The sequence below is a fragment of the Protofrankia sp. Cr2 genome (genome assembly GCF_963555885.1).
Lineage (GTDB): Bacteria > Actinomycetota > Actinomycetes > Frankiales > Frankiaceae > Protofrankia.
In genome coordinates this window covers 15,253-27,261 of the sequence record NZ_CAUVXG010000061.1, presented here as the reverse complement: position 1 = coordinate 27,261, position 12,009 = coordinate 15,253, and the positions used below count along the sequence as shown (strand labels likewise).

10 protein-coding genes are annotated in these 12,009 nt (G+C 66.9%); 6 read left to right on the top strand and 4 right to left on the bottom strand.

Annotated features, from left to right (window positions below; all coding sequences use genetic code 11):
- Positions 1 to 125: 125 nt before the first annotated feature.
- Positions 126 to 1,118 (top strand): D-2-hydroxyacid dehydrogenase, encoded by a 993-nt coding sequence (locus U9978_RS20515; RefSeq protein WP_322762769.1) that lies wholly within the window; start codon positions 126 to 128, stop codon positions 1,116 to 1,118.
- A gap of 69 nt (positions 1,119 to 1,187) precedes the next feature.
- Here U9978_RS20515 and U9978_RS20510 read toward each other — a convergent pair whose 3' ends face one another.
- The 3 genes from U9978_RS20510 to U9978_RS20500 all read right to left on the bottom strand — a co-directional run bounded on the left by U9978_RS20510 (position 1,188) and on the right by U9978_RS20500 (position 4,763).
- Positions 1,188 to 2,309 carry a S1C family serine protease gene (locus U9978_RS20510; protein ID WP_322762768.1) on the bottom strand — a complete coding sequence of 374 codons (1,122 nt, stop codon included), beginning with the start codon at positions 2,307 to 2,309 and terminating at the stop codon, positions 1,188 to 1,190.
- A 307-nt stretch (positions 2,310 to 2,616) separates the two neighbouring features.
- Positions 2,617 to 3,309: a TetR/AcrR family transcriptional regulator C-terminal domain-containing protein gene (locus tag U9978_RS20505; RefSeq protein ID WP_322762767.1), complete on the bottom strand. Its 693-nt coding sequence runs from the start codon at positions 3,307 to 3,309 to the stop codon at positions 2,617 to 2,619.
- 740 nt (positions 3,310 to 4,049) lie between these two features.
- Positions 4,050 to 4,763 (bottom strand): MBL fold metallo-hydrolase, encoded by a 714-nt coding sequence (locus U9978_RS20500; RefSeq protein WP_322762766.1) that lies wholly within the window; start codon positions 4,761 to 4,763, stop codon positions 4,050 to 4,052.
- A 337-nt stretch (positions 4,764 to 5,100) separates the two neighbouring features.
- On the opposite strand from U9978_RS20500, the gene U9978_RS20495 reads away from it, so the two are divergent.
- The 3 genes from U9978_RS20495 (at position 5,101) to U9978_RS20485 (ending at position 8,849) form a co-directional block, all read left to right on the top strand.
- A complete protein-coding gene (locus U9978_RS20495) occupies positions 5,101 to 6,198 on the top strand; it encodes a hypothetical protein (protein WP_322762765.1) in 1,098 nt (365 codons plus the stop codon).
- A 264-nt stretch (positions 6,199 to 6,462) separates the two neighbouring features.
- Positions 6,463 to 7,260, top strand: a complete 798-nt coding sequence (locus tag U9978_RS20490; protein ID WP_322762764.1) for an alpha/beta hydrolase — start codon at positions 6,463 to 6,465, stop codon at positions 7,258 to 7,260.
- 125 nt (positions 7,261 to 7,385) lie between these two features.
- Positions 7,386 to 8,849: an NAD(P)/FAD-dependent oxidoreductase gene (locus U9978_RS20485; protein ID WP_322762763.1), complete on the top strand. Its 1,464-nt coding sequence runs from the start codon at positions 7,386 to 7,388 to the stop codon at positions 8,847 to 8,849.
- Here U9978_RS20485 and U9978_RS20480 read toward each other — a convergent pair.
- A complete protein-coding gene (locus tag U9978_RS20480) occupies positions 8,824 to 9,837 on the bottom strand; it encodes a patatin-like phospholipase family protein (protein ID WP_322762762.1) in 1,014 nt (337 codons plus the stop codon). The two genes, U9978_RS20485 and U9978_RS20480, sit on opposite strands and share 26 nt — an antisense overlap.
- 229 nt (positions 9,838 to 10,066) lie before the next feature.
- On the opposite strand from U9978_RS20480, the gene U9978_RS20475 reads away from it, so the two are divergent.
- Complete coding sequence (locus U9978_RS20475) at positions 10,067 to 11,752, top strand: TIGR02677 family protein (protein WP_322762761.1); 1,686 nt, start codon at positions 10,067 to 10,069, stop codon at positions 11,750 to 11,752.
- The coding region (locus tag U9978_RS20470) for a DUF2398 family protein (RefSeq protein ID WP_322762760.1) at positions 11,749 to 12,009 on the top strand (261 nt) is incomplete at its 3' end. The genes U9978_RS20475 and U9978_RS20470, both read left to right, overlap by 4 nt.

Below are 12,009 nucleotides of genomic sequence, written 5' to 3'. Positions count from 1 at the left end.
GGCAAAATGCGTGCCGGACAAAATGCGTGACCGGCCTGGATCGACCATGCCGGGTCGTACGTCTCCTTCTGCGCGGACCGCCGACCGCGGGTTGCCGCACGCCCCGGTCGAGGTAGCGTGCGCAGGTGCCATCCGTCCATGTCGTGACCCATGTCGTGACCACTGCCGCCGGGGCGAGGTCGATCGGCGACATGAAGAGGCGAGGCCGACTGCCGCTTGCGGTGTACCCGCACGCTCCCGGCCGGTCGGGCCTGATGGCTGACCAGGTGGCGGTGTTGTGGCGCAGCGGCGGACCTGGTTCGGAGAATGGTCGGTCCTGGCTGCGCGCGTGTTTGGATGCCTACCCCGGACTGGCCTGGATTCATTCCGACTCGATGGGGGTCGACGACCTGCCACTGGCGGAACTGGCAGCTCGTCGGATAGTACTGACGAATGCGGCGGGCGCCTATGCCCGACCTATTGCCGAATGGGTCACGCTTGGCGTGCTCATGGCAAGTAAGAGGCTTGTCGATTTCCTCGGTCGCTGCGCCCACGGTATCTGGGATACGAGCATCGTTCCGCGGGATCTGGTGGGCCGGCGTGTGCTGCTCCTTGGCCTGGGTTCGATCGGCATGGAGGTGGCGCGGCTGCTGGAGCCCCTCGGACTGGACGTCGTGGCCGTTACCCGCAGCCCACGGGCACAAACGGTGGCCGGGGTCACGGCAGTCGTGCACGACGGCTCGTGGCGGGAGATGCTCGCCGACACGGACTTTCTCGTGTGCACCCTCCCGCTCACCGACCGGACCGCGGGCCTGATCGGTCAACGGGAACTTGCGCAGCTGCCGTCCCACGCTTGGATCATCAGTATCTCCCGTGGTCCGGTCGTCGACCAGGATGCGCTGATCGCCCTGTTGGACGCCGGCCGCATCGCCGGTGCCGTCCTCGACGGCTTCAGTCGGGAGCCGCTGCCTGCGACGGATCCGTTGTGGCAGCGGCCGAATGTGGTCGTCCTGCCGCACCACACCTGGTGCTCGCCGAACAGTCGTTCCCGGCTGGAGATTCTCTTCGCGCGTCAGATCCGTCTGTGGTTGACCGGTGAGCGCCTGCTCAACGTGGTCGACTGTCGTCGCGGTTATTAGAGCGTCCGACAATAAGGGCGTGGATCAAGAAGCGGGGTCGGGGTGCGTGCATCGCGAGGCGCGGGAGATTCATCCACGCGACTCACTGGGCCCGGACTGCCGGCCGGGGCGGCGACGCCGAGACGGCACGGGTCGTTGGCCGGCCTGCGACATGATCGCGCGCATCGGCGCGACGGGAGCGTTTCGTCGGCCTTCGGCGCCGTTGTCCTGGAAGTCACCACTGCGGGTGGCAGTCGCTGTCATCATGACCCGTGCGGCGGACGAGCCGGTCGCGGCGCCGGTCGCGGCGCCGGTCGCGGCGCCACGACCATCGTCACGGCCTGCGGTGCCCGCGGGCTTTGTGGCCTCAAGCTGACGAGCGACGGCTATCGCATGGTTGATCGGGATGGAGTAGCCAGCCCGCATCCCGGCCGGTAGATACTCGTTGAACATCGTGGCAGCGGTGTCCATACCGACTACCTGACCCGCCGCGCTGACCAGCGGACCACCGGAGAATCCGGGTTTGATCGCGAGGTTGGTCCTGATGAGGCCGGTCAGCTGCTCCGCGTTGCCGCCACCGGGGTCGGTGGCGGTGATGCTCTGGTTGAGGGCGGTGACGGCGCCGGTGACGACGGTCGGTGCCCCACCCTCGGCATTGCCGACGGCGGCGACGGAATCGCCGATGAAGACCTTCGCCGAGTCTCCGATCGGAACCGTGGTCAGCCCGGCAGCGCCGCGCAACTGGAGCACGGCGACATCATCGGTTGCATCGGCGCCGACGACAGTGGCGGGATACGCGCGTCCGGTGCTGGCGACGGTCACGGTGATGCTTGCGGCGTCCTGGATGACGTGATTGTTAGTGAGCACCTCACCGGCGGAGTTCAGCACCATGCCGGTTCCCGCGGCGGATCCGTTCTGGGAGGCGAGCTTGGAGACAATGCGGACCACACCCGGTGTGACCCGGTCGGCAGCACCGGATCGCTGCGCGGGAACGGGGCTGCTGGTCGCTGCGGTGAACCGGTCGGGAACGGCGATGGTACGGATGACTGGACCCGAGACGACAGTGCCGTCGATGACACCGCCTGACACACCGGCCGCAGGGGCCACAGTACCGATCGCGACGGCGGAGCCGGTCATGTATGCGGTCGCACACCCAAGGGCGGCCGCCCGCAGTCGCCACGCGGAGGTACCGGGACGCTCCTCACCCACCATGCGGACCTCCTTGTGAGTCCACCGCCAGGGCTGGCGCAGCCAGAGCCCTCAGTCCGAGCCCCTGCCGCCTTGCCGCACCTGCCGACGTCTGACTGCCGACTGCCGCCCTCGACCACCGCGATCGAGGTCCGGCGACCTAACCCAATCGCGTGGCGGTCCCCGGGCGATCACCGAACGGTCAGATGGGGGGCACATCACGCCGAAACCACCGCTAGCCCACACGTATCGAAGCGTCAGATAACCTTCTGTGATTGCCTAGTAGTGGCTGCGTGCCGAAGAGGGCTGTGGTCGCACCCCTTCGGTCACGTCACGATTCGGCCCCCTGTTTCGGCTGCCGGCCCAGACGCTGGCGGAGCCCGGCCAGGAGTATCTCCATCCCGAACCGGTATTCCTCATCATGATTACATGTCGCAAGATCGGGAACGGCCGCTGCCAACGCGGGGAAACCGCTCGCCTGGAGCTCCGCGACCTGTCGGGCACGCACGTCGGGCGACTGGGACCGCTCGACCAGCGAACTCCCTCCGCCGGCGAATTGGCGTAGGAGCGCCCCGGTGTGCAGAGCGACGATGGCGCGTATCGCGTGGACGGAGGTGGCCTGGTCGAAGCCGGCGTCAGCCAGCAGGGCCACCCCGGTTTCGAAAGCCCGGACTGCCACTTTCGAGCGCACCGGCCGGGTGGCCAGGAGAATGAAGGCAGCAGGATGGGCCAGCGCTACGCGGCGGAACTCACCGGCAATGGCGTGGATCCGGTCTTCCCACGGTCCGATCATCGCCGGGTTGACATCGATTTCATCGAGGATGACGGTGGTCACCCCGTCGAGTACCGCGGCCTTGTTGGGAACGTGGTTGTACAGGGACATGGCCTCCACACCGAGCTCGCCGGCGAGACGGCGCATGCTGAGCGCGTCGACGCCATCGCGGTCGACGAGTCGGACAGCGGCATCGAGGATCCGCTCACGACTGAGTGGCTGACGGGTACCGGATCCGTTGCTCTTCGCCATGGTGGCTACTAACCGTCCTCGATTCACGAGACCTGCGGCTGCGCGAGAAACGTGCCCGGCAGATCACCATCCGGTCACTTGGCGCGAACAAGCGGACCGGACCGGCCGAGTCGGAACAGTTGAGAACTTACACGTGCCTGCTGCCACCGATACGGGATGACGGTGCAGGGTGGCGAAGGCGAATCCGTGACCACGGGCAGGGAGGCGGTCCCGTCCGTGGCCACGGCTCGCGGTCTTCGGGTCGGCAGCGGCGATGGCGGGGGCCTCTCGCGGGTGGTGCGCTGACCGTCGACGGCGTTCGGCGTTCCGAGCTTGATCTCCTCGTGTTCGCGGATGCGATGTCGGGGGAACATCACGATCGCTATGGTCGTTGTCTCTGGCGGCCCGTACTCTCACTACCCGAGGTAGCCACGGTGGAGTGATTCGTCGCCGTCCCGGCGGCCGGACACGAGGTTTACCGGCGGAACGCTCGTGGCCATGGCGCGTATTTTTCTCTTCCTCGACTTACGGCGTAAGGGTGTCCTGGTACCGTGCCACGCCGACTGAACGTTGTCAACGCACGTAGTTCCTGGTGGGGCCGGCTGGTGGGCTATCGCGCGCCTCTGCGGATCAGCGGGTGGGATCCGTGTCACGGCGGCGGAGAATTCGTTGGGTAATCGGTTGAACCCAGTTGGGTATTGCTGGTAATGCCGATGGGTTGGCGACGGGATCGGCACGAAGCGCAACATCGCCGGGTCGGATTACCGACCGAACATCATCCGCCATTGTTCGATGGTACGAGGCCGGAAAACGCTGTTGTCGCGCCGAACCGTCGACATCGGTGCCGATGGCTGCGCCGAGTAGAGATGCCCGGGAAAGACGACCGGGTCGTCCGGGAGCGCGGCCAGCGCTCGTAGGCTTGTGTACATGGCGTCGGGGTCACCTCCCGGAAAGTCGGTACGTCCGCAGCCTTCCAAAAAAAGCGTGTCGCCGGCGATCAGTCGCCCGCCGTTGACCAGGAAACACTGGCTTCCGGGCGTGTGCCCGGGGGTGTGCAGCAGCCGGATGGCCACTGTGCCGACATCGACCACGTCATCGTGGTCATGGCTGACCAGGTCGGTGGCGCCGACCCCGGTGGTGCGCCGCACCCATTCGGCTTCGTCACGGTGTACGTGCACCGGAACCTGAACGCGGCCGAGCAGATCGTGCAGGCCGGGGAGGGAGAAGCCGAGCATCTCGCCGCCGACATGATCGGGATGGTGGTGTGTGACCAGTACGCCGGCGAGCCGCATGCCGTCGCCGGCAAGGACTGCGAGGATGTCGTCGACCGCGTAGGCCGGATCGACCACGACCGCGTCCCGGGTTTCCTGATCGCCGATCAGGTACGTGAAGTTGACCATCTGGGTCGCGATCGGGTCGCCGACGGCGTAGTCGCGCCCCGACAGCAGCTGACGGAAGTACAGGCGGTTGACCATGTGCCCAAGGTTACGGCGGACCCACCACCGACGCTGCCGGGCGCTGCGTCGCGCTCGGTGTGGGGGGTCAGGAAATTCTCTTGATCGCAGACCCCACCCCGTCGGTCTCGGTCATGGCTTCGAGATGTCACCATCGGTCAATGTCAGCGTCGGCTACCTTGACGCTGGGTAGCATGTGATCAACTGAGCGTGTGGTGGTGGGCCTGTCGGTGTCGGGTCGGCGCAGAGCATGACAACCGCAATCTGTCGGACGCGAGGTGTTCGTCCAGGCATCACGTGGACGTCGTTTTTTGCTGCTTTGTTCCCTGTACCCGCATCATCGTCAGAAAGGTCATCAATGACTTCTCGTCGCAAGGTCGTCGGATTAACCGCTGTGATTCTCGCGCTCGGCTGTGTTGCCGGCGGCGTGACGGCCACCGCGGCCAGTGCCAATTCAAATGACACCGATCGACACGACTTGCAGCATTCCACCCGGAACTATGAGATCGGGCTTTTCGGCGACATGCCGTACGGTCCCAAAGGTCGGGTGCAGTATCCCGACGTCATCGCCGACATGAATTCCCGGAACCTGGAGTTCTCCGTATTCGACGGCGATATCAAGAACGGCAGCGAGCCCTGCTATGCAGACGTTGACGGTTCCGCGCAGAAGGCCGGCCAGCCGGATGTTTACAAATATGCTCTGAACCTGTTCAATCAATTCCGGGATCCGGTTGTCTACGTTCCCGGCGACAACGAGTGGACGGACTGTGACCGGCCGTCCACCGCGGGGCCGACGTTCGATTCGGTCGACCGTTTGAACTACCTCCGCCAGGTCTTCTTTCCGGACAACCGGAGCCTGGGGAGTCGTACCATCCGGCTGACGAGGCAGAGCTCGCAGTACCCGGAAAACGTGCGTTGGGCGCGCGGCCCGGTGACCTACGTCGGCATCAACGTCCCCGGCAGCAACAACAACTACATTCCTGACGGCGACATCAAGGACGGCCCGCAGGCCGAGGCCAACGCGGAGTATGCCGCGCGTAACGCCGCCAACCTGCAGTGGATCACCGATTCCTTTGCGGCGGCAAAGGCGAGTGGCTCGAAGGCTGTCATGATCACCCTGCAGGCCGACATGTTCGGTGACAGTTCCGCTACCCCAGGTGGAACGACCATCGACCCGACCGATCATTTCGCCGACACCAAGGCCCTGCTCGCCCGCGCGACCGTCGACTTCGGTAAGCCGGTTGTTCTTGTCAACGGTGACAGTCACTACTTCACGGTGGACAAGCCGCTCAGTGACGACGCGGGGAACGTGATCGAGAACTTCACCCGGGTGATGACGTTCGGCAGCTCGCTCAACCACTGGGTCAGCGCTACGGTCGACCCGGCGGACCCGGCAGTGTTCAGCTTCCACCAGCACATCGTCACGGCGAATCTCCCCGCCTATAAGTTCAACTGAGCGTAATTGCAACTGAGAGCTCTGTTGGATCTCACATGTGATCGGCGGGTCACATCCAGCCGGTTCCCGGTCGGGCTGCCGGCCGAACCGGTATCAACCTACTGGCATGACATGTCGGCACCGCGCCTGAGATAGGTGACCTGAGATAGGTGACCTGAGTAGGTGGATCGTATCCGCCCCCCTTGACAGTTCTGACTTCATCGGCTTTGACTATTCATTTGTGCGTCGGTGGACTGGTCAGGACTGTCGAGGGGAAGCAGGATCATGAAAACGCTGAGCGTGCCAGTCGTGTTCATCCATGGTCTGTGGCTGCACTCGACGAGCTGGCGGAACTGGACCGAGTTGTTCACAGAAGCCGGCTATGAGACGGCGACTCCCGAATGGCCCGGGGCCGGCGCCACGGTCGAAGAGGCCCGTGGGAACCCGGAAGCGCAGGCCGGCAAGGGACTGAATGAGATCATCAGTCATCACGGCGATTTTCTGCAGACCTTTGCCGCCAAGCCGATCGTCATCGGCCACTCCTTCGGTGGTCTCATTGCGCAGAGCCTGCTGGGACAGAATCTGGCCGCCGCCGCGATCGCGATCGATCCAGCGCAGATCCGGGGAGTTCTGCCGCTGCCCGTCGCTCAGCTCAAGTCCGCGTTCCCGGTCCTGCGGAATCCGCTGAATCTCACCAAGAGCTTCGTCCCGAACAAGCAGGAGTTCAGGTATGGATTCGGCAACGAGCTGAGCCGTGAGGAGTCGGACGAGCTGTACGACATGTGGACGATCCCGTCGCCGGCCCGCCCGTTGTTCGAAGCCGCGACCGCGAACGTCGCGCCGAATTCCCCGGCGAAGGTCGACGTGAAGAACTCGAGCCGCGGTCCGCTGCTCATCATCTCCGGCCGCCAGGATCACACGGCTCCCGATACGATCGCCCGGGCCACCGTCAAGTGCTACCGGCACTCGAGCGCGGTGACCGAACTCAAGCAGTTCGACCGCGGTCATTCCCTGACCGTCGACCATGGCTGGCGCGAGATCGCCCAGACCTCGCTCGACTGGCTTCGGTCCCAGGGCTTGTAAGAGCGCCCCTATTGCCGGTCGCTCTAAGTACCGCCGCTGGGCTGCTGGACGGGCCCGATCACGGCCGGCGGTCGGGGGGTATCCTGCTGGCGTGGCGTCCGTGGCATGGCACATGGGTCAGCCCGGTGAGTCGGCGTAGCGCGGACGGGTTCGACGCGGTCGTCGTCGGCTCCGGTCCCAACGGGCTCACGGGTGCGGTCATGCTCGCCGAAGCCGGCTGGCGGGTGCTCGTCATCGAAGCCGCGCCGACCGCCGGCGGCGGGCTGCGCACCGAGGAGTTGACCGTGGCGGGGTTCCGTCACGATGTGTGCGCCACCGTGCTGCCGCTGGCGCTGGCCTCGCCTGCGTTGCGTGCGTTGCCCCTGGCAGCGGAGGGTCTGCGCTGGGCACATCCGCCGGTGCCACTCGCGCACCCGTTTGAGGACGCGCCGGCGGCGCTGCTGCATCGCGATGTCGCGCAGACGGACACCGATCTCGGGGCCGGGTCGGGGTGGAGCCGGCTGCTCGCCCCGCTCGTCGCCGACGCAGATCGTCTCGCCACCGGCCTGCTCACCCCGCTGGATCTGCCGCCGGCGGCCCCGGTGACGTTGGCCCGGTTCGGGGCCCGTGGGCTGTGGCCGGCGACGATGCTCGCCCGGCTGGCGCTGCGGGGCGATCGTGGCCGCGCGCTGCTCGCCGGCCTCGCCGCCCATTCCATGCTCGACCTGGGCCAACCCATCACCGGTGGGTACGGGCTTTTCCTCGCGGTGCTGGCGCATCGTGTCGGTTGGCCGCTCGCCGTCGGCGGGTCCCAGTCGCTTGCGGACGCTCTGGTTGCACGGCTGCGCAGGCTTGGCGGGGAGCTGGTCACCGACAGCCCGGTGCGCTCCCTCACCGAGTTGCCGCGGGCGGCGGCGGTGCTGCTGGACCTGACCCCGCGCCAGGTGCTCACGGTCGCCGGCGCTGCGCTGCCAGCCGACTACCGACGCGCACTGGCCCGCTACCGGTACGGGCCGGGCGTGTTCAAGGTTGACTGGGCGTTGGACGGTCCGGTGCCGTGGCAGGACCCGTCCGTGGCCGATGCCGCGACCGTGCACCTCGGGGGCACCCTGGCCGAGGTCACCGCGGCTGAACGGACGGTGGCCCGCGGCGGGCATCCGTCCCGCCCGTTCGTACTGTTCGTGCAGGCTTGTGTCGCGGATCCCTCCCGTGCCCCGGCCGGGCGGCACACCGCGTGGGCTTACTGCCATGTTCCACTCGGTTCCACGGTCGACATGACCGAGGCGATCGAAGCGCAGGTGGAGCGGTTCGCGCCCGGGTTCCGGGACCGGGTGCTGGCCCGGCACACGATGTCACCGAAGGCGCTCGAGGCGCACAACGCCAACGAGATCGGTGGCGACATCGGCGGTGGCACCGCCGATCTGCGTCAGCTCATCGCCCGCCCGGTGCTCTCAGGCCGGCCGTGGGCCACACCACTGCCCGGGGTGTACCTGTGCTCGGCTGCGACACTGCCTGGTGCCGGTGTGCACGGGATGGCGGGTGCACATGCCGCCCGTCTCGCTCTCCGTCATGTATCAGGTGCTGTCAGTGGGAAACCTGGTGACCGCTGAGCCCGGACCCGCCGCTGTTGAGGAATTTTCGGGCCGCAGCCTCGCCGTTTGCGAACAGTCGATCGCGGGTTTCCCGGTCGATCGCGAAGTCGACTGGGGAGACACCGCTGGTGTCGATGTAGATTGTCCGCCGGTTCACGCCCTCGCTGTCGAGGTGGTAACGGTTCCAGTCGCCCCGCAGCGTTGCCAGGCAGCGGAACGCGAGACCGACCGGGTTGCGGACGGGCTTGTCGCGGGTCACCGTCGGTTCACCGGACAGCTTGATCCCCCAGGTCGGCCAGCGCGGCTGCCTGCCGTCGGTACGGTCGAAAGCCGTGATCGGGAAACCCGCCAGCAGACCGCCGTCGGCCCAGGTCGCCGTCCCCTTGCCGGTGTCGACCTGGACCGGTCTGAAGTAGAACGGGATCGACATCGACGCGCGGACGGCGTCGACGATCCGGGCCGCGCCGGCGTCCCGGCCGTATCGGTCGTAGTCCCAGGGCAGCCGGACCAGCACCTGCCGGGACAGGTCGCTGACATGCACGACGAGTGAATACGACTGGTAGTCGGCAAGGGAGCCGTCGGGATCGTCGATGGCGAGATGGCTGAACGTGGTCACACCCACCTTCTCCAACTCCGGGCCGAGCCAGTCGACCAGGTAATCCCCTGTATGCAGGCCATCACGCGCAAGGAGGTCCAGGCCCGCACCGAGGCGACCTCCGATGCGCTGTGCGACGGAACGATCGGCGAAGCGCTTGTAGTCGAGATTGTTCATCACGTCGACGAGTTCGTGAGGATCCCTGCCGGCCTTCTGGTAGGCCGCGACGAGCGACGCCACAACGGCGCCGGCGCTCGTGCCGGCGATCCGCGGAAAGGAGTAACCGGCGTCGACAAGGGTGAGCACCGCGCCGAGCAGGCCGATGCCCTTGACCCCGCCGGCATCCAGCACCAGGTCAGCCTTGCGTTCCTGTTCCTGTTCCTCTTCCTGTACCTGTTCCGAGCCAGCCACGGCCGCCCTCCCCGAATGCCCTGTACCTGTGGAAAGGGTAGGCCAGGCAGTCGGTCGAGGGGAGGCACGGTGCCGGTGAGTGCCGGTGCGGTGCTCGGGATGCCTGGCCGTTCACGCTGCCTGCCGGCACCGGGGGAGTCCGCAGGGCAACCGTGCGGTCCCTATTGTGCCAGTACCTCCCCTGTTCCCTTCCATATTGTTCCACCCGCGTTCTGCGAGCATTGGCTGGTTGGCGATACTGGGCCGTGTGACGACCCGCAAGCCGAGCGACGAGACCACCGTCGGCGCCGATGGTGTGCCCAGGCAACCGTTCGCGCATCTGAGCGCGCCGAACGCGTCCTTTTATCGGGATGTGTTGATGACGTTCGCCCGGGCGAGGGACCGGTTCATCGTGCACATGCGTCCCGAGGACGTGAGCGCGGATCTGGGCCGGCCGGGGGATGGCGAGCAGGTGGTCGCGGCGTTGGAGAAGCTGGTCGAGTGGGGAAACCTGCGGTCCGACCCGGACACCGCCCGGGTGACCAGTGTGGAGGACTTCCATCGGGCCAGGTATCTGTACCAGCTGACCACCGCCGGGCAGGCGGCCGAGGAGGCGATCGCCGTCTACGAGGAGGCGATCGGACGCAGGGGTGTTCTCCAGTCGGTGGCGCTGGAGGATATCGCCGCCCACCTGCGCGCGCTGGCCGAGTTGGTCACGGCCGACGAGGCCCGGCTCGACCCGGCGAAGGTGCATCTGTTGTTGCTGGCATTGGCCGAGCGCTTCACCGGGCTCGCCGACAATGCACAGGCATTCATGGCGTCGCTGCGTCGGGTGATTGATTTTGCCGACGGTGACGTGGCCGCGTTCGTCGCCTATAAACAGCGTCTTATCGACTATATCAACAGGTTCATCGCGGATCTGGCCAACCGGGGCGCGGAGATCGCCACCCTGCTCGGCCAGATCGAGGCGGCCGGTGTGGACCGGCTGCTGACGATCGCCGCTCGTCGGGAGGCCGCCGATGCCGTCCCAGGTCTGCCGACCGACAGCGTGGCCGGCACCGACAGCGTGGCCATTTCGGCCGCAGCGGATACCTCCGCCACAGCGGACACAGCGGCCGCATACGACACCGCGATCAGGACGGCCGTCGATGCCTGGCGCAACCGGTGGCGCGGTCTGCGGGACTGGTTCCTGTCCGCTGACTCGCGTCATCCGTCGCAGGCCCGGTTGCTGCGCGGTGCCGCCATCACCGCAATCACCCAGCTCATCGACACCGTGGCCGCGCTCAACGAGCGTCGGTCCGGGCGGTCGGACCGATCGGCGGACTTCCGGGCACTGGCTCGCTGGTTCGCGCAGGCTCCGGATGACGTGGGCGCCCACCGGTTGTGGCGGGCCGCGTTCGGTCTGACCCCGGCCCGGCATCTGACGGTCACCCAGGAGACGGTGGCGGCGTGGCAGGAGCACGAGCCGACGCCGAGCACGCCGTGGCGCCAAGCGCCGCCCGTGCGCATCAGCCCGCAGTTGCGCAAGACCGGCTCCTATGAGCGGCGCGGCCAGCCCAACCGGGTCGCTGACCGCGCCGAGCAGCGCCGGTTTCTGGCCGAGCAGGCCGCGCGGGAAGCCGAACAGGTCGCGGCGGCCCGGGAACGCCTCGCCACGACGAGGCCAGTTCTGCTCTCCGAGCTCGGTGTACTCGATCGGCAGGCGTTCCGGCTGTTCCTCGGCGTACTGTCGGACGCGCTTTCGGCGCGGCTGCCGGGTGACTCAGAGGTGAACACTACCACCAGTGACGGCACCATGGAGATACGGTTGTCCCTTGTTCCCGACGGTGCTGTCGTGCGGATCGAGACCGCCGACGGTGTGCTGTACGGTCCGCAACATTTTGTTGAGATCATTGATCTGACCGCGGTGCGGCGCCGGGTAGGGGTGACGGTGTGAGAGTGGACGCCTTCGCCGATGAGGGCACAGCGCAGCGACGCAAGGCGCTGCGCATGTTGCTGGCCAAGCCGTTGCTGACCGCGGGCGCGGACGACGACGCGCTGCGGTTGATCCGCCAGCATGCGTCTGAGCTGCGTGAATGGCTCGCCGCCGAGACCGGCTGGCGCCTGGTTGTGGACGCCGAGTCGGCGCGGTTGTTCAAGACGGCACCGGTTGGCCACCGCCCGGATCCGGCGGGACAATGGGCGCAGCCTCCC

What these genes read in the sequence shown, in the direction of transcription:
- U9978_RS20505 (WP_322762767.1), bottom strand. Translation starts at nt 3,309, where the DNA reads ATGGCGAAGAGCAACGGATCCGGTACCCGTCAGCCACTCAGTCGTGAG.
- U9978_RS20500 (WP_322762766.1), bottom strand. Translation starts at nt 4,763, where the DNA reads ATGGTCAACCGCCTGTACTTCCGTCAGCTGCTGTCGGGGCGCGACTAC.
- U9978_RS20495 (WP_322762765.1), top strand. Translation starts at nt 5,101, where the DNA reads ATGACTTCTCGTCGCAAGGTCGTCGGATTAACCGCTGTGATTCTCGCG.
- U9978_RS20490 (WP_322762764.1), top strand. Translation starts at nt 6,463, where the DNA reads ATGAAAACGCTGAGCGTGCCAGTCGTGTTCATCCATGGTCTGTGGCTG.
- U9978_RS20510 (WP_322762768.1), bottom strand. Translation starts at nt 2,309, where the DNA reads ATGGTGGGTGAGGAGCGTCCCGGTACCTCCGCGTGGCGACTGCGGGCG.